General features: G+C 61.3%; 25 protein-coding genes. 14 read left to right on the plus strand and 11 right to left on the minus strand.

What is annotated here, in order from left to right; translation table 11 throughout:
• Positions 1-8 precede the first annotated feature (8 nt).
• A complete protein-coding gene (locus tag RTP54_RS14895; protein WP_312363790.1) occupies positions 9-1124 on the plus strand; it encodes a Glu/Leu/Phe/Val dehydrogenase dimerization domain-containing protein in 1116 nt (371 codons plus the stop codon).
• A gap of 200 nt (positions 1125-1324) precedes the next feature.
• The gene (locus tag RTP54_RS14900) at positions 1325-2050 is read left to right on the plus strand and encodes a glutathione S-transferase family protein (RefSeq protein WP_112817202.1); all 726 of its coding nucleotides are present in this window, start codon (positions 1325-1327) and stop codon (positions 2048-2050) included.
• A gap of 196 nt (positions 2051-2246) precedes the next feature.
• On the opposite strand, the gene RTP54_RS14905 is transcribed toward RTP54_RS14900, so the two are convergent.
• From RTP54_RS14905 to RTP54_RS14925, 5 genes are all read right to left on the minus strand, one after another.
• Positions 2247-2501 (minus strand): helix-turn-helix domain-containing protein, encoded by a 255-nt coding sequence (locus RTP54_RS14905; protein WP_112806864.1) that lies wholly within the window; start codon positions 2499-2501, stop codon positions 2247-2249.
• Between the two features lie 82 nt (positions 2502-2583).
• On the minus strand, positions 2584-3450 hold the full coding sequence (locus RTP54_RS14910; RefSeq protein WP_112817282.1) for a glycine betaine ABC transporter substrate-binding protein: 867 nt from the start codon (positions 3448-3450) through the stop codon (positions 2584-2586).
• 61 nt (positions 3451-3511) lie between these two features.
• Positions 3512-4390 (minus strand): proline/glycine betaine ABC transporter permease, encoded by an 879-nt coding sequence (locus tag RTP54_RS14915; protein WP_312363794.1) that lies wholly within the window; start codon positions 4388-4390, stop codon positions 3512-3514.
• Between the two features lie 26 nt (positions 4391-4416).
• On the minus strand, positions 4417-5649 hold the full coding sequence (gene proV / locus RTP54_RS14920) for a glycine betaine/L-proline ABC transporter ATP-binding protein ProV (protein ID WP_312363795.1): 1233 nt from the start codon (positions 5647-5649) through the stop codon (positions 4417-4419).
• A gap of 571 nt (positions 5650-6220) precedes the next feature.
• Positions 6221-6721 carry an invasion associated locus B family protein gene (locus RTP54_RS14925; protein WP_312363797.1) on the minus strand — a complete coding sequence of 167 codons (501 nt, stop codon included), beginning with the start codon at positions 6719-6721 and terminating at the stop codon, positions 6221-6223.
• 290 nt (positions 6722-7011) lie between these two features.
• Between RTP54_RS14925 and RTP54_RS14930 the strand changes: the two genes are divergently transcribed.
• The 3 genes from RTP54_RS14930 to hdhA all read left to right on the plus strand — a co-directional run bounded on the left by RTP54_RS14930 (position 7012) and on the right by hdhA (position 9153).
• A complete protein-coding gene (locus tag RTP54_RS14930) occupies positions 7012-7260 on the plus strand; it encodes a BON domain-containing protein (RefSeq protein ID WP_112806855.1) in 249 nt (82 codons plus the stop codon).
• A gap of 164 nt (positions 7261-7424) precedes the next feature.
• Positions 7425-8213, plus strand: coding sequence for an FkbM family methyltransferase (locus tag RTP54_RS14935; protein ID WP_312363800.1), 789 nt, complete (start codon positions 7425-7427; stop codon positions 8211-8213).
• Positions 8179-9153 carry a 7-alpha-hydroxysteroid dehydrogenase gene (gene hdhA / locus RTP54_RS14940; protein WP_409517133.1) on the plus strand — a complete coding sequence of 325 codons (975 nt, stop codon included), beginning with the start codon at positions 8179-8181 and terminating at the stop codon, positions 9151-9153. The genes RTP54_RS14935 and hdhA overlap by 35 nt, the downstream gene beginning before the upstream one ends.
• 73 nt (positions 9154-9226) lie before the next feature.
• Here hdhA and RTP54_RS14945 read toward each other — a convergent pair whose 3' ends face one another.
• Positions 9227-9652 carry a DUF4168 domain-containing protein gene (locus tag RTP54_RS14945; protein WP_112807060.1) on the minus strand — a complete coding sequence of 142 codons (426 nt, stop codon included), beginning with the start codon at positions 9650-9652 and terminating at the stop codon, positions 9227-9229.
• 196 nt (positions 9653-9848) lie between these two features.
• Positions 9849-10604, minus strand: coding sequence for an SDR family NAD(P)-dependent oxidoreductase (locus RTP54_RS14950; protein ID WP_112807058.1), 756 nt, complete (start codon positions 10602-10604; stop codon positions 9849-9851).
• Between the two features lie 235 nt (positions 10605-10839).
• On the opposite strand from RTP54_RS14950, the gene RTP54_RS14955 reads away from it, so the two are divergent.
• The 7 genes from RTP54_RS14955 (at position 10840) to RTP54_RS14985 (ending at position 15900) form a co-directional block, all read left to right on the plus strand.
• Entirely contained in the window at positions 10840-11430 is a 591-nt protein-coding gene (locus RTP54_RS14955; protein WP_112806849.1) for a L,D-transpeptidase, read from the plus strand.
• A gap of 124 nt (positions 11431-11554) precedes the next feature.
• Positions 11555-11689, plus strand: coding sequence for an ABC transporter (locus tag RTP54_RS14960; protein ID WP_112806847.1), 135 nt, complete (start codon positions 11555-11557; stop codon positions 11687-11689).
• Positions 11690-11851: 162 nt separating this feature from the next.
• Positions 11852-12400, plus strand: a complete 549-nt coding sequence (locus RTP54_RS14965; protein ID WP_112832378.1) for a hypothetical protein — start codon at positions 11852-11854, stop codon at positions 12398-12400.
• A gap of 66 nt (positions 12401-12466) precedes the next feature.
• The gene (locus RTP54_RS14970) at positions 12467-13060 is read left to right on the plus strand and encodes a protein-S-isoprenylcysteine O-methyltransferase (protein WP_312363805.1); all 594 of its coding nucleotides are present in this window, start codon (positions 12467-12469) and stop codon (positions 13058-13060) included.
• A gap of 10 nt (positions 13061-13070) precedes the next feature.
• A complete protein-coding gene (locus tag RTP54_RS14975; protein WP_112806841.1) occupies positions 13071-13856 on the plus strand; it encodes a hypothetical protein in 786 nt (261 codons plus the stop codon).
• Entirely contained in the window at positions 13853-14743 is an 891-nt protein-coding gene (locus RTP54_RS14980; protein ID WP_312363807.1) for an SDR family NAD(P)-dependent oxidoreductase, read from the plus strand. The genes RTP54_RS14975 and RTP54_RS14980 overlap by 4 nt, the downstream gene beginning before the upstream one ends.
• Before the next feature lie 170 nt (positions 14744-14913).
• Entirely contained in the window at positions 14914-15900 is a 987-nt protein-coding gene (locus RTP54_RS14985; protein WP_312363809.1) for a TerC family protein, read from the plus strand.
• Between the two features lie 101 nt (positions 15901-16001).
• On the opposite strand, the gene RTP54_RS14990 is transcribed toward RTP54_RS14985, so the two are convergent.
• Positions 16002-16238, minus strand: coding sequence for a DUF6500 family protein (locus RTP54_RS14990; RefSeq protein ID WP_112806835.1), 237 nt, complete (start codon positions 16236-16238; stop codon positions 16002-16004).
• Between the two features lie 187 nt (positions 16239-16425).
• Between RTP54_RS14990 and RTP54_RS14995 the strand changes: the two genes are divergently transcribed.
• Positions 16426-16821, plus strand: a complete 396-nt coding sequence (locus RTP54_RS14995) for a MarR family winged helix-turn-helix transcriptional regulator (RefSeq protein WP_312363811.1) — start codon at positions 16426-16428, stop codon at positions 16819-16821.
• Positions 16822-16863: 42 nt separating this feature from the next.
• Positions 16864-18159 carry an MFS transporter gene (locus tag RTP54_RS15000; RefSeq protein ID WP_312363813.1) on the plus strand — a complete coding sequence of 432 codons (1296 nt, stop codon included), beginning with the start codon at positions 16864-16866 and terminating at the stop codon, positions 18157-18159.
• A 47-nt stretch (positions 18160-18206) separates the two neighbouring features.
• On the opposite strand, the gene RTP54_RS15005 is transcribed toward RTP54_RS15000, so the two are convergent.
• The 3 genes from RTP54_RS15005 to RTP54_RS15015 form a co-directional block, all read right to left on the minus strand.
• Entirely contained in the window at positions 18207-19520 is a 1314-nt protein-coding gene (locus RTP54_RS15005; protein WP_112806829.1) for a TRAP transporter large permease, read from the minus strand.
• Positions 19517-20029, minus strand: coding sequence for a TRAP transporter small permease (locus tag RTP54_RS15010; protein ID WP_312363815.1), 513 nt, complete (start codon positions 20027-20029; stop codon positions 19517-19519). Before RTP54_RS15010 ends, RTP54_RS15005 begins: the two co-directional genes overlap by 4 nt.
• A 162-nt stretch (positions 20030-20191) precedes the next feature.
• On the minus strand, positions 20192-21169 hold the full coding sequence (locus tag RTP54_RS15015; protein ID WP_312363817.1) for a C4-dicarboxylate TRAP transporter substrate-binding protein: 978 nt from the start codon (positions 21167-21169) through the stop codon (positions 20192-20194).
• Between the last annotated feature and the right edge of the window lie 152 nt (positions 21170-21321).

Here is a 21321-nt window from a genome sequence, read left to right on the forward strand (position 1 = left end):
GAATACCAATGCAGAACGCCCTCAAGTCGCGCCAGGCCGTCAGTGCCGCGACCACTCTTGAAATTTCCGATATCACCGCCGAGGTCGCAAGCCTGCCTGGGTTCGACGCGCACGAGCAGGTGTGGCTCGGTCGCGATGCCGAACGCGGCCTTGAGGCAATCGTGGCTATCCACACCACGGTCCTCGGCCCGGCTCTGGGCGGCACGCGGATCTGGCCGCATGCCAGCTTCGAAGCCGGTGTGACGGATGCGCTGCGCCTTTCGCGCGGCATGAGCTTCAAGTCGGCGATCGCCGGACTGGCGCTCGGCGGCGGCAAGGCCGTGATCATGGCTGATCCGAGAAAAGACAAGACGCCGGACATGCTGGCGGCCTATGCCGAAATGCTCAACGCTCTGGTCGGCCAGTATATCACGGCCGAGGACGTCGGCATGACGCTCGCCGACGCCGATTTCCTGGCCGAGCGCACGCCAAATGTCAGCGGCACGACCAAGGGCGGCAGCGGCAACCCCTCGCCCTTTACCGCATTGGGCACGTTCGTCGGGCTCAAGGCGGCGCTGCAGCATCGCACCGGCAGCGACGATCTCAAGGGCGTTCGCGTTGCAGTGCAAGGGCTGGGCTCCGTTGGCTGGGCGCTTTGCGCGAGGCTTCATGCGGAGGGTGCCGTACTCACCGTCTGCGACCTCGACGGGGGCCGCACTGAACGCGCCGCTCAGGAATTTGGCGCAACCAGCGTCGAAGGGCAGGCGATCATCGCGGCAGACGCGGATATCTTCGCACCCTGCGCACTGGGCGGCGTGCTGTCGGCCCAGACGATCCCCTTGCTGCGGGCCAAGATCGTGGCGGGCGCTGCCAACAACCAGCTCGCGACGGCTGCGGACGGGGATCGGCTCCGTGACAACGGCATCCTCTATGCACCGGACTACGTGATCAATGCCGGTGGCGTGATCAACGTCGCCGCGGAAATCGGCAGCGGTCGCTACAATGTCGATGGCGTCATGGACCGGGTCGGCCGTATCCCGGCCACCCTGACCCGCATCTTCGAGCGCGCTCATCAGGAAGGGCGCACGACGGACGCTGTCGCCGAAGTGATGGCTCGCGAGATCATCGAGGCCGCACGGCGATAACCCTCCGAGCCTTCCGAATACGATCCGATGACGCCGGGCGCTTTGCCCGGCGGACATGGGGTGGACAAACGCCGACGCCTGCCCAATGTTCAAGCATGGTCGCATCCGGAGCCCGGGCGCTTCTGACGGGCCCGAGTCCGCCAACACCCTGTCGCGATGCCCGCCGCAGATCGACAGGCCCAGATCGCATCGAGGACGGCATGGCAATCGAACTCTACTATTGGGACGGCATCCAGGGTCGGGGCGAATTCGTGCGGCTGGCGCTCGAATATGCGGGGGCGGACTACGTCGACGTCACCCGGGAACCGGGCCGTGGCACCGACGAAATGATGGAACTCCTCGACAGCTCGTCCGAGGCGCATCTACCGTTCGCGCCACCCTTCCTCAGGGACGGCGACCAGCTGGTTTCGCACGTTGCCAACATCCTCCTCTACCTTGGACCCAGGCTTGGCCTGTCGCCACAGCGTGAGGATTTGCGCTGGTTTGCCAATGGACTGCAGCTGACGATCACCGATTTCGTCGCGGAGGTCCACGACACGCACCACCCGATCGCGACGTCGAAATACTATGAAGATCAGAAAGAAGAAGCGAAAGCGCGCGCACGGGAGTTCGTCCAGAACCGCCTGCCGAAGTTTCTTGGCTACTTCGAACGTGTCCTCAACCAGAACCCGGCGGACCACGGCCATCTCGTCGGCAAGGATCTTTCCTACGTCGACCTGTCGATGTTTCAGGTGATCGAAGGTCTGCTCTATGCTTTTCCGAAGGCGATGAAGGGATATGCGGGCCGCTATCCCGGCCTTGCGGCCCTGCATGGCCGAGTGAAGGCCCTGCCCTCGATCGCCATTTACCTGGCATCGCCGCGTCGATTGGCCTTCAACGAAAACGGCATCTTCCGTCGATATGCGGAACTCGACCTCGAGCCGTGACCAAGCTGCCTGCTCGAGGCAGCGTACATCCGGCAGGTGAGAGGGTCACGCCTGCTCCCCTGGGTTTCATGTGGACGTCGACCCACGTTTGCCTGACGATCTGGAGCGCAAGCGCGTCGGGAAATCGGCATTAGCGCTCTATGGTGTTGTGCTGAGCACAGGACATGCAGCCGGGCGGGAGGACGGCCACCGGCTTTCAGCGCGGCCCCTGCCCCCGTCCAGTCAACAGCCACGACAGGCTAACGCTCAAAACGCCGGCGATCATCGCCAGGCGATTGGCACGTGGCGCATCTCGGTCATTTTCCCAATTGAACCATGTGCTCGTTTCGACACCCACAATCCTCGCTGCGCGTTGCGCCGAGACATCGAGCGCGTCACGTGCAAGCGACATGCGTCCGCCGAGCGTGTCATCCTGGGCGCAGACCACGTGTTCCTGATTGTTGAAATTCATGATCAAGTCTTTCCGTTCCGTTGGAGGGGCCGCCCGGAGTCGGTTGGTCGACGCCGGGTGTTTCTCTGACCGTCTGGCGCGCCTATTTTCCGGTCCAGGCCTTCACCTGGTCGGGGTGATCGGCGATGTATTTTTCAACGGCCGCGTCATAGGAGGTCTGTTGCGCCTCGAACATTGCCGCTTCCAGATCGGCGATCGGCAGTTTCATGCGGGAAAGAAAAGCGGCGACATCGGGATTGTCCTCTTTGAACCCCTTGCGCGCCAGAACATCCACGTGTTCCGCCTCGCCAAGCGAGTCCTTGGGGTCGGCGATGTAGCGAAGCTCGTACTTGCCGAACATCCAATGCGGGCTCCAGGCTGTCGCCACGAACCATTTCTCGCTCCGCATGGCGCGATCGACGGTGGTGAGCATGCCTGCCTCGCTGGAGATCTGCAGCTTATAGCCGTCAAGCCCGTAGTCCTTCAGCGCCTTTTCCGAAAGGCGCGTCAGGCCGGCGCCAGGATCGATCCCCTGCACGGTCGAGCCGAGCTTCTCCTTGATTTCCGGCTTCTGAAGATCCTCGATCGAGTTGAGTTCGCTTTCAGGAATATAGGCCGGAACGACCCATCCAAGCTTGGCGCCGTCATAGACGGTGCCGAGCGTCTCGACCTTGTCCTTCACCTTGCCGTAGTAGTCGGCGTGGGTCTGCGGAAGCCACGCCATCATCATCGCGTCGAGGTCGCCACGGCTGACGCCCTGGTAGAGCGGCGCAACGTCGGTTTGCACCAGATCAACCTTGTGGCCGAGCTCATCCGTGATGATCTTTGCCGCCAACTTGGTGACGAATTCCGCGTCGGACCACGCGGCCCAGCCAATTTTCACGGGTTTTGCGTCCTCGGCAAAGCTTGCGCCTGCAGGAGCGCCGATGAAAATCGCCGCAAGGCTAATCGTTGCGAGTGTCTTGAACATATTCAGTCCTTCCATGCATTACGAATGACGGCGGACGCGGCCGCCGGTGGAATAGCGCCGATCAGGCCGCCTTTGCCTCGGCTTGACGCAGTCCGAATTTCAGGAACGGCAGGCGCAGGCGCGCGCCCTTGCTGCCAAGGCTTTGGGTCAGGCGATCGAGAATGACGGCGAGGATGACCACGGCGAGCCCGCCTTCGAAGCCAGTGCCGACATCGAGGCGTTGAATGCCGGTCAGCACGGTATTGCCGAGGCCGCCGGCGCCGATCATCGAGGCGATGACCACCATGGAGAGTGACAGCATGATCGTCTGGTTGATGCCCGCCATGATCGACGGCATGGCATTCGGCAGCTGCACCTTGAGGAGCAGCTGGGTCGGCGTGCAGCCGAAGGCGTTGCCGGCTTCAACGAACTCCACGTCCACTTGCCGAATGCCCAGATTGGTCAGGCGCACGACGGGCGGCATCGAAAATATGACGGTCGCGATCGTGCCCGGAACAGCGCCGAGCCCGAAGAACATGGCGGCCGGGATGAGATAAACGAACGCCGGCATCGTCTGCATCAGGTCGAGTGCCGGTCGAATGATCGCCGCGACGGAATCGCGGCGCGCCATGGCAACGCCGAGCGGCAGGCCGACGATCATGGCGATGGCAGTCGATGCGATGACCAGAGACAGCGTCTCCATCATGGCGGCCCACAGTCCCATCTGTCCGACCAGCGCAAGCGACAGACCGGCGAAGACCGCAAAACCGAACGAGACACGCCAGAGGGCGAGAAGCGCAAAGACCGCGATACCGACCGGCATGGGAACGGCAAGCAGGCCGTTCTGCAGCCCGTCCGTGACGAAGCCGATCGACGCGGCGACGAGGTCGAGAGCGGGCGAAAAGTTGTCGAGAATGTAATTGACGGCCGAATCGATGCCGTCTCCGATGTCGAAGCTCATGGTTTTGTCCGATTGGCTGGGAGGTTTCAGTTGGCGCGGTCGAGCGTCTCAAGCAGCGCCGACTTGCTGATGGCGCCGACATAGCGGTGCTCTTCGTCGACGACGGGAACCGGCCAGGCACTGGCGGCCACCTGGCCAAGCACGCCGGAGAGCTGTTCGTTGGCGGCGATCGGCGTCGCATCGGCGAGAAACGCCTTGCGATAAGGATCTTCCGCCTTTGACCGGATCTTCTCCATCAAGGACGCCTGGCTGACCATGCCGTGGTATTTCATGTCGCGGCCGACGATGATCGCGAACTCCCTGTCGCGGCTCTTCATCTGCTCCAGCGCCGCCGCGGCAGAAACGCCCTGGCGCTCGATGATGGTGATCTGGTTCTTTCGCGCGACGTCGCCGGCCTTGAAAACCTGCGATACGTCGACATTGCGGAAGAACGACCTGATGTAGTCATTGGCGGGGTTGCCGACGATTTCATCCGGCGTACCGACCTGAACGACGTTGCCGTTCTGCATGATGCAGATGCGATCGCCGATCCGCATCGCTTCGTCGAGGTCGTGGCTGACAAAGACGATCGTGCGGCTATGTTCAGCTTGCAGGCGCACGAGTTCATCCTGCATTTCCGTGCGGATGAGCGGATCAAGGGCGGAAAAGGCCTCGTCCATCAGCAGGATCGACGGTTCGCTTGCCAATGCGCGCGCAAGGCCAACGCGCTGCTTCATCCCGCCCGACAGCTCATCCGGGCGGCTCTCGCTGTAACCTTCAAGACCGACCGCCTTCAACGCAGCCATGGCCTTTTCCTTGCGCTCGACCTCGCCGACACCGGCAACTTCAAGCCCGAAGGCGGCGTTGTTGAGGACATTGCGGTTCGGGAGAAGCGCGAAGGACTGGAACACCATGCTGATATCGCGGCGGCGCAGCTCGATCAGCGCCTTGCGCGACATTTTCGTGATGTCTTGACCGTCGATCTCGATCGATCCGGCGGTCGGTTCGATCAGCCGGTTGAGCAGGCGCAGTAGCGTGGACTTTCCAGACCCGGAGAGACCCATGATCACGAAGATTTCGCCGGCCTTGATATCGAAGGTGGCGCCATTGACGCCGATGGAGCAGCCGGTCTTGCGGTGAATGTCCGCCTTGCTCTTCCCGGTGCGGAGAAGCCCCAGAGCGTCTTCGGTATGCTCCCCGAAGATCTTGTAGACATCCTTGAGTTTTATCTTGGTCGAACCGTCGGCGGTGCCGTTCTCATGTTCCGTCGTAAAAGCCATAAAATTTTGCCGCCTGCTCAATAGCTGACGCACTCTCCTTGCTTGTGATTATTCTGCTTCCTCAAGCAAATCCTGCCCAAGAAAGCGATTTTTTCAGTCACCGCATCCAAACTTATGGATTCAACGATGTTTATCCTCGGCAAACGTCAGATGAGCATTGCGACAGCAATACATGTTGCGTTGGAGCGCGCAGAGAAATGTAAATTTCTACGATGGCAAATGATTGCCGGGGCGCAAAAGATGGCCTTTTTTACGCCACAGGTTTCCGGATGTCCATTGAAAATTCTATTTTTTTGGCAATCAGCGGATTCCGGGCGACCAGCAACAGGCACTTCCAACCGCGCAACAGCCTGCCAGACAAGGCGTGGCAGACTGTCGGCTTTTTCGTACCGGGATGGGTGTGCGGGTCTATCGACGGACGCGCCGCGCTACCGTCGCTGTTGGCGATCAGAGGCCATTAAAGCCTGTTTAACCACGGCCACTGACAGTGCCGGCCAGCGGGTGCCACCGGGCGTCTTTCTGTCGATTTTCGATTTCGGACGTCAGACAAGACAGAGCCGCACGGCGCTGCCTATAGTGCGCAACCGGCAGCACGCTTGAGCGCCGCCGTCATCCCCTTCAGCGAGAATGTGTAACTTGTTTCGGTGCCGCGGCGCGAGCGCGCCTTCAGCGTCATCGTCGCCCCCGCCTTCATCGCTGCGACAAGCTCGGCGTCACGCCCCTCACGCCTCGTCCACGCTGCCCGACCCTGCGGCGCCAGCGTGAAGGCCTTGTCGCCAATCGTCGCCGTCAATGTTGAACCGGCTTCAAGGTCATAGCCCATGATTGCCTGCGGGACCTGTCCGGTCGCCGGTCGCGGCGACGGTGCGACCAGGAAGAAGTTATCGCCATGGTCGACGTGATCGGGCGCCATGGCCGTCGGCATCGAGAGGATATAGCAGGTGGCGCGGCCTTCGCTCTTGTAGGAGTAGACGCCCCAAGCGCCGAAAGTGTCTAGCTTTTGAGGTTTTGCCTGTGCGACGGCGCAGGTCGAAATGAGGATGGCACATGCGGCGGCAACTCTGGATATCATCTTGTTTCCTTCGATAGGGGATCAGGCGGTGCAGCTGGTGCGCACACAAGACGCGCCATTCGCAGGCGCAATCGTTGCCAAGACATTAACGATCCGCACCCAGGAAAAAGCGCCAGGAAAACCAAACAAGCCGAAGTCCGTCGCCACGCAGCAATCTTGCATGCGCTGCAGCCCCGATAAAAATTTCGTGAGCCAATCGTGTCCACCTCAAGGGTCGACATTCTGCCGATTGGTCGCGAACATGAACGGGAGATGAACGAATATTTGACGACAGACTGGAGCGAACGCCCATGTTCGGCCTGACATTCACGACGCCAGTTGCGTCGCAACCCCATGACATCGCGAGCATAATGGCCGTTAATGCCGCCATTTCCTACTCGGACCAGTTGATCGCGTCGGGCATTTCCGTGACGCAGGAATGCGGTGTCCTCTACCTTGATGGGACCGTCTTGTCGGTCGAGATGAGGGATGAGGCGCAGAAGATTGCCATGGATGTCACCGACCTGCCTGTCCGCAACCGCATTCGGGTCGCCAGTTGACCCCTTCGACGCGAGACCGTGCATCGAGGTGGTGCCGCTGCACGGCCGCAGCCTTTGGCCTCGGCGATTTCCAGCTGCGAAGGGCCTCGACTGCCAAAGCCAGTCAATTAACGTGATGGAAAGCCAGGGCTGCTAGCAACTCCTCAGTCAAGATGGAGAGCCGCATGCTGCCTTTAGCGTGGAAACCGATAGCGGCCGGCGGCCTGATCCGGCTCGGATCCGCGCGTGACGGCGGTTATATTGTCCCCGAACGTGCTGTACTTGCATCCAGTTTCCTGATCGGCATGGGCCTCAACGACGACTGGCAGTTCGAGAAAGAGTTCCGACGCCTCAAAGACGTTGGCATCGTTTGTTTCGATCATACGGTCACGTGGAAATTCTGGCTTCGTTACTATGTCGAGCAGATCCTGCGCCTCCGGTGGACGCGATTGGGTCGCTATGCGGATTACCGCTGGTTCTTCAGCCGGCCGGGCGTTGAGCACCGGCCCGTCCGTATCGGTTACGATCAACCCGGAGAAGTGAGCGTCGCGGGGCTGATGAAAGAGTTCCCCACGGGCAATATTTTCCTGAAGATCGATATCGAAGGATCGGAATACCGGATCCTTGGCGACGTCGTGAAGAATTCGGACCGTTTTACAAGTGTCGTCATCGAGTTTCACGATATTGACCTTCACAGAGCTCGGATCGATGAATTTGTGGCGGGCATGTCGAATTTTTCGGTCGTGTTCCTTCATGCGAACAACTTCGGCGGAACGGACGGCCAGGGCGATCCCCTGGTTGTCGAAATGTGCCTCGTGAGAAATGATCTGCTCGACGCCGCCACACCTGGCGATCCGGGTCCGGCGTTGCCGGCAAATACATCACGCCTTCCCGACATCGAACTGCGGTTCGCTCCAGCGACGGCGCGTGGCACGAGCGATGTTCGCCACGGCGTTGCCGCAGGGACTGAATGATCCGGTTCGCCAGGTCAGGAACATGCCCCCGACGCGCCCGGTAGGTCGCGACGGATCGACGGTCTTAAATCCGCTCACGCACCGGTTAACAGCGATCGCATGCGATCGTCGTGACCTGTGTGCGTCGAAGCCGTATGCTCGGATGGGAACACGGCGGAAAGGAGCCAAGGTCATGTTTGATCCAGCCGACTTCAGGCTTGACGGTCAGGTGGCCGTTATTACCGGTGCTGGCGCCGGGATCGGCCGCGCTATCGCCGAAACGTTTGCGGCAGCCGGTGCGGCTGTGATCGTCAGCGACCTCAACCGTGACGCCGCCGACGCCGTCGTCAAGGCTATCGAAGCGCAAGGCCACACTGCCGTCGGCATGGCCTGCGACGTCACGATCGAGGCCGACCTCGTCAGGCTCGTGCGGGGCGCGACAGACCACTTTGGCAAACTCACGATTCTGGTCAGCAATGCCGGCGGCGGTGGCCCGAAGCCTTTCGATATGCCGATGCACGATTTCCGCCGAGCCTTCGATCTCAACGTATTTTCACTGTTCCGACTTGCGCAGATCGCAGCACCGGAAATGGAGAAGGCAGGCGGCGGCGCGATGCTCGCCATCACCTCCATGGCGGGCGACAACAGGAACAGGCGCATGGCGTCCTACGGGGCATCCAAGGCTGCCGCCAATCACCTGATTCGCAACATCGCTTTCGATCTCGGCCCCATGAATATCCGCGTCAATGGCATCGCACCCGGCGCGACACGCACGGAGGCGCTGGAATCGGTGCTGAGCGATGCGATCGAGGACAGGATGCTGATGCACACGCCCATCCGCCGACTGGGAGAACCTCAGGACATCGCCAACGCCGCATTGTTTCTGTCGTCGGCGGCGGCAAGCTGGATCAGCGGTCAGATCCTCACGGTCTCGGGCGGCGGGGTGCAGGAGCTGGACTGAGGCGACATCAAGCGGCCGCAACCGTGGTTCTCAGGCGGCCGACACCGTCGGTCGCCTGAGGGAAGCCTGACCCTTACGGCTGTGCCGGGGCCGTGGCCTGAACTTTTTCCTGAACCTTCTTGGCAATGGCCGGATCGCTTTGGGCCGCGCTCAGGATGGCCGAATATTCCTCGACCGAAATAGCCGACGAGGCCTCCACGGCCTCGACCATTTCCTTGCTGGCCTCGGTCTGCAGCTTCTCCTTGGCCGCTGTATCGGTGGTTGCCTCTATCTTGGCAGAATATTCCTGTCTGACCTTGTCGACCTGCAGATAGGCCACTGCGAAGGCTTCGATCTTCTGATCACTGATTGCGCCCTTGGCGGCGTTGCCTCCGGCTTGCTCCTGGGCAGGCGGCGGCGTTTGCGCCTGGGCGGTTTCCAACGCGTATGCCGGGCTGAGGGCCGTAAGACCAAGGACTGCAGCGGCAAGCGTTGCGACGAGTGTGTGACGAGAATTCATATCCATTCCTTTGTGACGTGTTCAACGGCGATGTTGCGCCGTGCTCGATCGCTCCTTCAAACGGGATGCATGCGGAACGTCACGAAGGATGAAGCCCCGGAAAGGGCCGGGTGCGGCCGCGATTGGGCAATTTGCGGACCATTGAGCGGCGGCTTTGTGACGCCTGCCATCGTCAAAACCGGAAGCCGCGTCGCTCTCAATGGGCGGTGAATGCGCCATCCACCAGATGGTAGCTGCCGGAGATGAAACTCGCCTTCTCAGACAGAAGAAAACAGACGAGCGCCGCGACCTCGTCAGGCGTTCCGCGCCGACCCATGGGCTGAAGCGCTTCCATGCGGCGGTTGTTCGTCAGGTCGGATTGCTCTGACAACAAGGGCGTCTCGATGAGACCCGGGCCGACGGCATTGATTCGAATTCCCCGCTTGCCGTACTCGATGGCCGCAACCTTCGTCAGGCCGACGATGCCGTGCTTGGCCGCGGTATAGGCCGATGCCGTGGGCAGGCCGACCGACCCCAGAATCGACGACATGTTTACGATCGAGCCGCCATCGTGCCGCAGCATCTCTGCGATCTGGTACTTCATACAGTAGAAGACGCCGTTCAGATTGACGTCCATCAAGCGCTTCCACTCGTCCAGCGGATAGTCCGCCGTCAATCTGCGGATGCCATCGACGCCTGCATTGTTGACTGCGAGATGGAGGCCCTCGCATGTCGACGCAACTGCCTTGATCAGGTTCTCCACCGCCTCGGCATCCGCCACATCGACCACGAACGGATAGGCCTTGCCGCCCGAGGAGCAAATCTCGGCGGCCACGGCATGGGCAGCATCTGCGTTGATATCCGCCACCGCAACAGTTGCCCCCTCCTCGCCGAGCTGGCGGGAGACGGCGGCACCAATTCCAGAACCTGCTCCGGTGACAAGAGCGACTTTTCTGGCGAAGCCAAGCTTCATCGTGTTCATCCTCGTTTACCGTTCCAATCGACCAGAGTCAGGCACGGGCTGCAAGAAGTTTGATCGGTTTCCAAGGGTTTTCTCACCGGCAGCGATGCGGCATCAAGTTCAACCGTTTGGTGCTGGCGCGTAATACTAGCTGATATCCAACATCTAACGAAGCATAGCATCTTGGCCGACGCACGCTTGAGTGCTAAAGACGAAATAGTGCTCACCGATTTACTAGTAGGTGGATATGGACAGTGGCCGCATTACCCGCCGCGCGATTTTGCTCGGCAGTCTGGTTGCAACGGTATCTGGATGCAGCTCAACGGCGCAACGATGGGGCGAACCCATTCTTTCAGCCTTCGGCTCAGGTCCCGCCTCACGCTATCGCCGCCGCGATGTGGCCTATGACAGCGGCGAACCGCCCGGGACAATCATCGTCAATACAGCGGAGCGTTACCTCTACCTGATCGAAAGCCCCGGCCGAGCCAGGCGCTACGGCATCGCTGTCGGCGAAGACGGACGCACGCTCAAGGGACCGGCCTCGATCGGCCGCAAGGCCGAGTGGCCATCGTGGACGCCGACCGAAAGCATGATGGAGCGCAAGCCGCGCCTGCGGCAGTATGCCGGTGGCGTCAGCGGAGGCCCGCACAATCCGCTGGGCGCGGCCGCCCTCTATCTCTATCGCGGCGGACAGGATACCATGTTTCGCCTCCACGGCACGAATGAGCCATGGACGATCGGCCAAGCGGTTTCGAGCGGATGCGTTCGCCTGACCAACGACGATATCGTCGATCTCTATGGCCGGACGCCTGTCGGCACAAAGGTTTTGGTAATCTAACGGTGCTTTTATGTTGTGTGACGCAAAATGTGTTCTTTTTGCACTAGGCGTCGGCGTTGAACGCCCTATTAATATAAGCGTTGCCTTCGATAAACCTATTCCATTCTGAGGAGAGGACTTCTTGATGAGCAGAAACCTAATCGTAATCGTTACCTTGCTTTCCGTCGTCAGCCTGAGCGGCTGCGATACTATCGGCAAAGGCAAGGGCAAGGCCCCGCCGCCAGTTGAGTCGGCCGAGCCCGCACCCGTCTACAAGTAACTTGAGCATCTGATGGGTGGGAAGGACGATTGTCCTTCCCACATCATTCCAACCGCCCGGCCCGGCCCTGATGCTGCCAAGCTTGCCGGACTGCGCTCATCGGAGTTCAGGAGACCGCGGACAGTGATTCCCCTTCATAGAAGCACGCTCGTGCTGGTGGCCATGTTTGCATTTGCCACGGCAGGCTGCCAATCCGTCGACCAGAAGCCCCAGCCCAAATTCGTTTCCAGCAGCAGCAGCGCACGCGCTGTCAGCGAGAGCGTCGCGCGGGAAAGCGGTTACTTCATCGAGTTCCGCTCGCGTTATGCCCTGAGTTATGGCCACACCTATGTCGTTTTCGGGCGAACCAACAAGTCGGGAGGCATGATCAACCCCGAAGTTGCAGGCCTCGCTCCGGCAACGCCCAGCGCAACACCCTATGTGATCGGCCATTTTCTGCCGGTGCCAGCCGAAACAGGTGCCAGCGACGGCGATCTCGAGGAGCAGTACAGGTCCGCGAGCTGGCGCGTCATGCTGACCGAATCGGAGTACAACAAAACGGTCGCCTATATCCGCAAGCTCAAGGCCAGGTCGAAGTTCTGGCAGGCGTCGGTTTACAACTGCAATGCATTCGTCGCGGACATCGCACGATCGATGGGATATAAGACACCCAGCATCTGGCTAAGGCCGCAGCAATTCGTTACCAAGCTTCGGCAGATGAATGCTGGCTAGTGGCGATCGGTGCAGCTTTAGGCGTCCGACCGATTACAGATCGCAGAAAGGCTCCGGTGACTTGACGTGATCGTATCGACGGCCACTCTCGGAAAAATCATTTGGGTGATCGGCATCATCGCCTGGTACTTCATTCGCGTCCCGTTCGAGCGCCGCGCCAAGCGGGTACGCATCGTCAGCGATCGACGCTCGGCCGTCGACATGTTCGGCCTGGGCTCGGGCTTGCTCGGTCTGGCCGTCATACCCGCCATTTATGTCGCGACCGGCTTTCCGTCCGAAGCGGACCATGCGACCAACGTCTTCGGCGTCATCCTTGGCGCGGCGACGTTCGCCTTTGCCCTCTGGTTTTTTCGTCGCACGCACAAGGAGCTCGGCCGGAACTGGTCGATCACGCTGGAGATCCGCGACAAGCACGAACTGATCAGCGGTGGACCCTATGCGTTCGTGCGCCACCCGATGTACACATCATTCATGCTGATGGGGCTCGGCCAGGCATTTCTGTTGCCGAACTGGGTTGCCGGCCTGGCTGGCCTGGCCGGCTTTGCCGTGCTGTTCTTTCTACGGGTCGGCAAGGAGGAGCGTATGATGCTGGAGATCTTCGGGCCGCAGTACAGCGATTACATGAACAGAACCAAGCGGCTCGTTCCCTATCTGTATTAGAGGTGGCTTGATGCGAGGACGTGCGATCACGCTTTCGGCGCCACGGCGTCTGGTCTGCGATCTCATGCGATTCTCAATCGGGATTCCGCGCGTCACCGTTCAGCGGGAAATGAACCTCGACGCGCTTCGAAGGGCAAGGCTCGCCCAGCCAAACCGACCGTCCTGGACCGTCCTGTTCCTGAAGGGTTATGCGCTCCTCTGTCAGGAAGTGCCGGAATTCCGGCGCGCCTATGTGAAGTTTCCAAGGCCGCAACTCTACGAGTATCCGGAAAGCGTGGCGTCGGTGGCCCACGAACGCGAATACGAGGGCGAGCGCGTCGTCCTCCTGAGCAAGATCAAGGCCCCCGAACACCGCTCGATCGCGGAACTGGCCGCGCATATCGAAGCGGCGCGGACCCGCCCGATAGGCGAGGTCAAGGAGTTCAAGCGCGCCTTGAAGATTGCCCGCGCGCCCGGGCCGCTTCGCTGGCTGTTGATGTGGCTCGGGCTCAACCTCGGGTCCCGCCGCGCCCATTATTTCGGCACCTTTCAATTCTCGGTCTATTCAGGCCTCGGGGCCGAATCGCTCAATCCACTCACCCCCCTCACGACGCTTCTCAACTATGGCCATATCGCCGAAGACGGCACGGTCACCGTGCGCATCCACTACGATCACCGGGTGATGGATGGCGCTAATGTTGCGCGTGCCCTGGAGCGATTCGAGGCGATCCTCAACGGTGAGGTCGCCATGGAATTATCGGGCCATGGGCACGGCGACGCAGCTGAGGCGGCGGCCCTACCACGGAAAACGTCATGATGGCTCCGCCTGAACCCCGCCTGGCCGCGGTCGTCGTCGGCGCCTCGCGCGGTATCGGCCGCGCAATCGCCAATGTTGCCGCCCGCGACCGGATCCCGGTTGTCCTCGTTGCGAGATCACGTGACGATCTCGAGACTGCGGCGAACGACATCCGCAAGCTCGGGGGAGAAGCGTTCACGCTCGACCTCGATCTCTTCTCCGCGGATGCCTCGACGCGGCTGACGGCGTTTCTGGCGGCGAACAATCTTTGCTGCGATATTCTCGTCAACAGCGCCGGCTACGGGCTGCGCGGTGCGGCGACAACGCTGCCGATCCCGGATCAGCTCGGGATCATCGACCTCAACATTCGTGCGCTTACCGACCTGTCGCTGCATTTCCTGCCAGGTATGGTGGCGCGCGGCCGCGGCGGCGTGCTCAACCTTGGCTCCATCGCCGGCTTCATGCCCGGCCCCAACATGGCCCTCTACTACGCCAGCAAGAGCTTCGTGTGCTCCTTTTCGGAAGCGCTGCACGAAGAATTGCGGCATACCGGCGTCACCGTCACATGCGTCGCGCCGGGGCCAGTCGCCACCGAGTTCCTCAAGCGTTCGGGCGCAGATCGCGTTCGGCTCTTCAAGGTTCTGCCAAAGGTCGATGCCGACTACGTTGCCGAGCGCGCCTGGCGTGGGTTCAAGTCCGGGCGGCGCCTCGTCGTCCCCGGCCTCTCGGCAAAACTGGCAGCGTTTGCCGCCGCATGGGTACCGTCGGCCATCATGCTGCCACTGATTGGCCGCCTGCAGCGACGCAGCAACGATCCCTGCCCCTGCGGTTCCGGGCTCAAATACAAGGATTGTTGCGGGGCCCGTTCGCGCCGAGCCGGGTCGCGCCAGGGCTCGCAAAGCCACTGAAACGATAGGCAAACGCGGCCTTAAAAAAAATTCGACCCCTCCCTTGAACTTCGACCGGCCTTCTCATACTTACCGAACAACCCGCTGGTCCGGGCCCCTCTGGTGAGAGCTTCCGGCGCTCTTACGATGTCGGACCTTATCCGACATCTACGCCGGCGGAGCTTTATTCCGTGGATTTTTCATTCCTGTTTATCGAGTGGCTGAGCAAGCCAATCTGGATGTGGCTGGGCTTCATCACGCTGGTGATCGCCATCCTCTCCTTCGACCTTGGCGTTCTGCACAAGGAAAACAAAGAGATCGAAGTTGGCGAGAGCATCAAGCTCTCGGCTCTCTACATCTCGCTTGGTCTTGCCTTCGGCGGCTGGGTCTGGTGGTATCTGGGTGCGGATGCTGGTCTCGCCTACATGACCGGCTTCGTCGTCGAAAAGACGCTGGCACTCGACAACGTCTTCGTCATCGCCCTGATCTTCTCGTTCTTTGCCGTACCCCGGCTCTATCAGCACCGTGTGCTTTTCTGGGGCATCCTCGGCGTCATCGTCTTGCGCGCAATCATGATCGGCGTGGGCGCGACGCTTGTCGCTGAATTCTCGTGGCTACTCTATATCTTCGCTGCTTTCCTTGTCGTGACCGGCCTGAAGATGCTGTTCATGAAGGAGGCCGACCCGGACATTTCCAACAATGCGCTGGTGCGTTTCATGCGCAACCGCTTCAACGTGACGGAGGGCCACCATGGCGAGCACTTCTTCGTCAAGCAGGCCGACCCGAAGACGGGCAAGCTGGTCTGGTTCATTACGCCCCTGTTCATGGCACTGGTGCTGATCGAAGTCGCTGACGTCATCTTCGCCGTCGACTCGGTACCCGCGATCTTCGCTATCACCACCGACCCGTTCCTGGTCTACACCTCGAACATCTTCGCTATCCTCGGCCTGCGCGCGCTCTACTTCGCTCTGGCTGCGATGATCCACCGCTTCCGCTACCTGAAGCCTGCGCTTGCTGTGGTGCTGATCTTCATCGGCTCGAAGGTCTTCGTTGCCGACCTGCTTGGCCTCGAAAAGTTCCCGGCGGCTTTCTCGCTCGGCATCACCTTCGCGATCATCGCGACCGGTGTGATCTGGAGCCTGGTCAAGACCCGCGGCGAGCCCGTTCCGGCCGAGTAATCGGCGGCGGCGACAAGAAAAGGGCGATCCGAGAGGGCAGCCAATTTCGACCTCTGAAATCAACCGACCGCGGGGCTCGAAAGAGCGCCCGCGGTTCGCGTTTATGGCTGCTGCACCTCGTCACCCAGCGCGGCGACCAACGCGCGGATCTTCGTCGCCTTTTCGAAGTGGTCGAGCTTGTGCGTCCTGATCCACCATTCTGCCGCCTCCATCAGGCGTTCCGGATCATCATTCCGGTTGGCAAAGAAGGCATAGAATGACAGGCCGACCGACGGCCCCTTCGCCGCAATTTTGCGGTCGCAGACCTCGAGCATCGTCCTTTTCAAGTCGGCTCTCATCCTTGCGCTCCATTCCGGTTTGTGAACCTACGGCTCCAAATTGCGCCCGGTTCCAGTCGTTCGAGGCGGATTGTCGACCCCGTCCCGCCAACCATTGCCAGTCTACGGCCTGATTGCCTCGGTAGGACAGCCGTGTCCAGCCCGCATCAAACTTGACGTCGGCAATATACGTGTATATACACGCATCATGTCCAACTGTTATTGCATCCTCCTGCGCAGAGCCTCCAGGCGCGTCACGTCGCTCTATGATGACGCGCTCGCGCCCATCGGCATCAACCTTGCCCAGTTCAGCCTGCTCAGGAACATTCGGCGGGCCGAGCCCATCTCGCTGACGGATCTGGGTCAGCGCACGGAGCTCGACCGCTCGACGGTCAGCAGGAACGTCAAGGTGCTTGAAAAAATGGAGCTGGTTGTAGTGGCAAACAGCCAGGACCAAAGGGAAACGGCCGTCGGACTGTCCGACAAGGGGCGACAGGTCCTTGCCGAAGGCGCCCCTCTCTGGGACGGCGTCCAGGCGGCCATCGAGGCCAAGCTCGGTGATGACGCCTCCGGCCAGCTGAAGGCCCTGTTGCAGACCCTCTGACAAGCTCAACTCACCATATTCGATCGATGGAAGGAATGGCCGATGTTCGGACCGATGCTTGCGCGTTATCTCGCCAGACGCAACATCCATTATGGTTGGGCCGTCGCCGCCGTCACCTTCCTCGTCATGCTGGCAACCGCCGGTGCGATGGGGTCTGCCGGCGTGCTGATCAAGCCGCTCGAAACGGAGTTCGGATGGTCGAATGCCGAGATCTCGTTTGCGCTTGCGGTGCGCCTCGTGCTCTTCGGCCTGCTCGGCCCGTTCGCGGCCGCGTTCATGAACCAGTTCGGCGTCAGAAAAGTCGTTTCCGCAGCGCTCATCCTCATCGTCAGCGGCATTGTCGCTTCGTTTTTCATGACGGAGTTCTGGCAGATGGTCGCGGTTTGGGGTGTCGTCCTCGGCGTCGGCACGGGCATGACCGCGCTGGTCCTTGGCGCAACGGTCGCAACCCGCTGGTTTGACAAGCGACGCGGCCTTGTCGTCGGCCTGATGACGGCAAGCAACGCAACCGGCCAACTCGTGTTCCTACCTCTGCTCGCCTCCCTCACCGAGGCGATCGGATGGCGAAGCGCGCTGACGGTGGTTCTTGCGGCGCTTTCGCTTGCTTTCGTCCTGGTGTTGCTCTTCATGCAGGACCGGCCCGCAGACGTGGGGCTGGCGCCCTATGGTGGCCGCGCCGTCGTGCCGGCGCCGGCGCAAAAGCAGAGCTTCGCAGCACTTTTGCTTTCGCCGCTTACGGCGCTTCGCGACGCTTCGCGGACGAACACCTTCTGGGTTCTGTTTGCCACCTTCTTCGTCTGCGGCTTCAGCACCAACGGCTTGATCCAGATGCATTGGGTATCGATCTGCGGCGACGTCGGCATTGCCGCTGTCGGTGCCGCCAGCCTTCTGGCTTTGATCGGGGTGTTCGATCTGGTCGGCACGGTCTTGTCCGGCTGGCTATCCGACCGCTACGACAATCGTTGGCTGCTCTTCTGGTTCTACGGCCTTCGCGGCCTATCGCTGCTTTTCCTGCCCTTCAGCGGCTTCAACTTCTATACGCTGTCGATCTTCGCCATCTTCTATGGCCTCGACTGGGTCGCAACCGTTCCGCCGACGGTCAAGCTTTCCGCCGAGCGCTTCGGTGCGGAACGGGCAGCATTGGTCTTCGGGTGGGTGTTTACCGGGCATCAGCTCGGAGCGGCGAGCGCCGCCTTCCTTGCCGGAGCAAGCCGCACCTCGCTCGAGACTTACACGCCGGCGCTGATTGCCGCCGGGCTGTTGTGCATGCTCGCCGCGCTCCTGATCCTGACCGTCGGCAAGCGCGCACCGGCAAACCTGGTTCCGCAGGCGGGCTGAGCGCCAAGTCCTGCCGGCCGCGGCTGAAAACCGCGGCCGGACCAAGGCTATTGAACGGCTGTCGTGCCGTAGACGAGGTTCGGCAGCCAGAGCGAAAGCTGCGGGAACATGCTGAGCATCACCAGCAGCACCATCATCATGCCGAGATAGGGCAGCACCTCGCGCGCATAGGCCATCATCGGCACCTTCAACACCATTGACGAGATGTACATCAGGCCGCCGACCGGTGGCGTGATCCCGGCAATCGTCAGGTTCGTGATGAAGACCACACCGAAATGCACGCGGTCGATGCCGACGCCGTCGATGATTGGGATCAGCATCGGCGTCAGGATGATCAGCGCCGCCGAGCCTTCGATCGCCGTGCCGATGACGATCAACAGCAGGTTGATCAACAAAAGCATCAACAGCGGATTGTCCGTCGCAGCCCCAAGCCAGCCCGACATCGCCTGCGGCACTTGCTCCCAGGCCAGATAGAAGCCGAACGCGGCGGCAGCGCAGATCATGATCATGACGACGGCCGAATCGCGCACCGATTCGGCGAGCACTTCGGGGATCTGGCGGATCGTGAATTCGCGGTAGCCGAAGACGGCGACGAACAGCACGTAGACGACCACGACAGCACCAGCTTCCGTGGTGGTGAACAGCCCGTATCGGGTGCCGACAAAGATGACAACCGGGATTGAAAGGGCCCAAAGCCCGTCGACCAGCGCCTTCATGGCCTCGGCGCGGGTCGCCCGCTCCTTGCGCAATGGCTTGTATCCACGCTTCTTGGCAATGAAGTAGGTGGTGATCATCAGGCCACCTGCGAGCACGAGGCCCGGCACGACGCCGGCGGCAAACAGCCGGCCGATCGAGGTTTCCGCAAGGAAGCCATAGACGATCAGGCCGATCGACGGCGGGATCAGGCTGGTGATGATGGCGGCCGACGAGGTGATGACGGCGGCGAAGGCGCGGCTGTATCCCCTCTCCGACATTTCGACGCCGAGCGTCTTGGCGAGCATTGCCGCATCCGCATTGGCCGACGCCGTAAGCCCTCCGAGCAGCGTGCCGAGCACCGTACACATCTGCGCAAGCGCACCCGTCATATGGCCGACGAGCACATCAGCGAGATTGAGGAGCCTGCGGGTGATGCCCGACGCGTTCATGATGCAGCCGGCGAGGACGAACAACGGCAGGGCCAGAAGCGATACGGACTGGCTGCCTTCGGCCATTTCCTGGGCGAAGTTGGCAAGCGGGATCATGTCCATGTTGATGACGAAGAAGGCCAGTGCGCCGATCGCCATCGCCCAGGTGATCGGGGTCGACATCAGGAAGAGCACGACGACGAGCAACGACGGTCCGGCAAGATGAAAGAAGGTCATATCAGCGATTCCACATTGCGGTGCGCGCGGACGGTCCACGGCCGTTCGACGATCAGGTGCTGGACGAACATGCCGGCGGATGCCAGCGCGAGCGGGCCATAGGAGAAGCTGCGCGACAGGTCGAGCGCGATGGTGTGAACCTGGCGCGAGGTCCAGGCCTGCCAGGCAAACAGCACGGTCATCACCAGGAAGAAGACGGCGAGCAGCAGATAGTTGAACCAGGCGATCGCTTTCTGCCAGCTGCCCGGCAAGGCCGTGACCAGCACGTCGATCGCCGCATGGGTGCCAAGCCTGACGCCGGCAACCGCGCCGAAGAAGACAAGATAGGCAAAGGCCATGATCGCCAGTTCATAGGTCCAGGCTGCCGGTTGCGGGAAGATGTAGCGACTGACGACACCCCAGAGGATCGAGAAGACGATGACGATGAGCGCGACAACGCCGATCGCCTCGTCGGCACGGTGAAGACTGAGAAGAGGAATGGTATCTTCCCGAGCGTGTGAGGGTTCCATGGTGGCCTCGGACATTTGAAGAGCGGGATGCGAGCGGCGTCACGCGCCACCCATTTTCGGCAGGGCTCTGCCGGTCTCGCATGATCAGCGAGAGATCCTGGCGACCCGGCATCGGCCATCGAGCCGATGCCGGGTTTTCAGCAAAATGCGGACGTTCCAGCCTTATTCGGCCATCGCCTTCTGCACGCGGTCGTAGATCCCCGGGGTGATGTTCGGGACCTTGTCGTAGGCGACGCGCGAGGCCTCGACGAAGGCGGGAACGTCGACATCCGTGACGATCTCGACACCGGAATCGGCGAGCTGCTTGGCGTAGGCATCGTCGGTTTCGAGTGTCATTTCGGTCAGTTCCTTGGCGATCGTCTGCCCTTCCTCCAGCAGGACCTTCTGCAGGTCTTCCGGCAGGCTGTTGAAGAACTGGCTCGATGCGACCCAGGCGGTGAACATGATCTGGTGGCCGGTCTTCGAGACGACCTTCCGGGTCTCGTTCAGCTTCGCGCCGGCGATCGAGCCGAACGGGCCTTCGGCGGCATCGACGACGCCGGTCTGCAGCGCGTTGTAGACATCGCCCCAGGGCAGTTCCGTCGGGCGCGCGCCGTAGCTGCCGAAGGTCGCCATCATGATCGGCGAGGAGGGCACGCGGATGGTCACGCCGGCCAGATCGGCCGGGCTGCGCACGGGCTTGTTGGAGATGATGTGGCGAAAACCGAAGAGGCCGTTCGGCATGATGATCTTGATGCCCTGCGCCTCGAGCTTGCCGGACAGTTCCTTGTAGAGATCCGAGGCGAACAGACGGTCCGTGGCTTCGAGGCTCGGATAGACATAGGGACCGGCGAGAATCGACATGTCGGGCACGAACTGGCCGAGCTGGCCGTAGTCTGTGGCGCTCAGCAGGCTTGCGCCGCTCATCACCATCTCGTTGACCTTCTTCTGCGCGCCGAGCTGGTCGCCGGTCATCACGGTAATCGCAATGCGCCCTTCAGAGCGCTTCTCGACCCGCTCGGAGAAGGTCTTCATCGCCTTCACGATCGGCTCGTTGGGGTTCACCTGCGAGGTCGAGAACCGCAGGCTGTATTCCTGCGCGTTGGCGCTACCGCAATAGGACAGAGCGGCCATGGCAGCCGCGAGCACGAACTTTTTCATTGGATCCTCCTCTTCCGGACTCCCCTCCGGAACTCATTCATAAGCGAATGAACAAGTTATTTACGAATGAGTCGCGAGCGTCAAGCGGAATGTCGCGTGCCGCAGGAATCCGGCCCCGCGCGCATAGGCCGAAATTGACGAAGCCGCCGCGG

The sequence above is a fragment of the Ensifer sp. genome (assembly GCF_031989085.1).
Classification (GTDB): Bacteria; Pseudomonadota; Alphaproteobacteria; order Rhizobiales; family Rhizobiaceae; genus Ensifer.

Coding starts and splice junctions, on each gene's coding strand:
- RTP54_RS14895 (WP_312363790.1), top strand. CDS start 9: ATGCAGAACGCCCTCAAGTCGCGCCAGGCCGTCAGTGCCGCGACCACT.
- RTP54_RS14900 (WP_112817202.1), top strand. CDS start 1,325: ATGGCAATCGAACTCTACTATTGGGACGGCATCCAGGGTCGGGGCGAA.
- RTP54_RS14905 (WP_112806864.1), bottom strand. CDS start 2,501: ATGAATTTCAACAATCAGGAACACGTGGTCTGCGCCCAGGATGACACG.
- RTP54_RS14910 (WP_112817282.1), bottom strand. CDS start 3,450: ATGTTCAAGACACTCGCAACGATTAGCCTTGCGGCGATTTTCATCGGC.
- RTP54_RS14915 (WP_312363794.1), bottom strand. CDS start 4,390: ATGAGCTTCGACATCGGAGACGGCATCGATTCGGCCGTCAATTACATT.
- proV (WP_312363795.1), bottom strand. CDS start 5,649: ATGGCTTTTACGACGGAACATGAGAACGGCACCGCCGACGGTTCGACC.
- RTP54_RS14925 (WP_312363797.1), bottom strand. CDS start 6,721: ATGATATCCAGAGTTGCCGCCGCATGTGCCATCCTCATTTCGACCTGC.
- RTP54_RS14930 (WP_112806855.1), top strand. CDS start 7,012: ATGTTCGGCCTGACATTCACGACGCCAGTTGCGTCGCAACCCCATGAC.
- RTP54_RS14935 (WP_312363800.1), top strand. CDS start 7,425: ATGCTGCCTTTAGCGTGGAAACCGATAGCGGCCGGCGGCCTGATCCGG.
- hdhA (WP_409517133.1), top strand. CDS start 8,179: ATGTTCGCCACGGCGTTGCCGCAGGGACTGAATGATCCGGTTCGCCAG.
- RTP54_RS14945 (WP_112807060.1), bottom strand. CDS start 9,652: ATGAATTCTCGTCACACACTCGTCGCAACGCTTGCCGCTGCAGTCCTT.
- RTP54_RS14950 (WP_112807058.1), bottom strand. CDS start 10,604: ATGAAGCTTGGCTTCGCCAGAAAAGTCGCTCTTGTCACCGGAGCAGGT.
- RTP54_RS14955 (WP_112806849.1), top strand. CDS start 10,840: ATGGACAGTGGCCGCATTACCCGCCGCGCGATTTTGCTCGGCAGTCTG.
- RTP54_RS14960 (WP_112806847.1), top strand. CDS start 11,555: ATGAGCAGAAACCTAATCGTAATCGTTACCTTGCTTTCCGTCGTCAGC.
- RTP54_RS14965 (WP_112832378.1), top strand. CDS start 11,852: ATGTTTGCATTTGCCACGGCAGGCTGCCAATCCGTCGACCAGAAGCCC.
- RTP54_RS14975 (WP_112806841.1), top strand. CDS start 13,071: ATGCGAGGACGTGCGATCACGCTTTCGGCGCCACGGCGTCTGGTCTGC.
- RTP54_RS14980 (WP_312363807.1), top strand. CDS start 13,853: ATGATGGCTCCGCCTGAACCCCGCCTGGCCGCGGTCGTCGTCGGCGCC.
- RTP54_RS14990 (WP_112806835.1), bottom strand. CDS start 16,238: ATGAGAGCCGACTTGAAAAGGACGATGCTCGAGGTCTGCGACCGCAAA.
- RTP54_RS14995 (WP_312363811.1), top strand. CDS start 16,426: ATGTCCAACTGTTATTGCATCCTCCTGCGCAGAGCCTCCAGGCGCGTC.
- RTP54_RS15000 (WP_312363813.1), top strand. CDS start 16,864: ATGTTCGGACCGATGCTTGCGCGTTATCTCGCCAGACGCAACATCCAT.
- RTP54_RS15005 (WP_112806829.1), bottom strand. CDS start 19,520: ATGACCTTCTTTCATCTTGCCGGACCGTCGTTGCTCGTCGTCGTGCTC.
- RTP54_RS15010 (WP_312363815.1), bottom strand. CDS start 20,029: ATGGAACCCTCACACGCTCGGGAAGATACCATTCCTCTTCTCAGTCTT.
- RTP54_RS15015 (WP_312363817.1), bottom strand. CDS start 21,169: ATGAAAAAGTTCGTGCTCGCGGCTGCCATGGCCGCTCTGTCCTATTGC.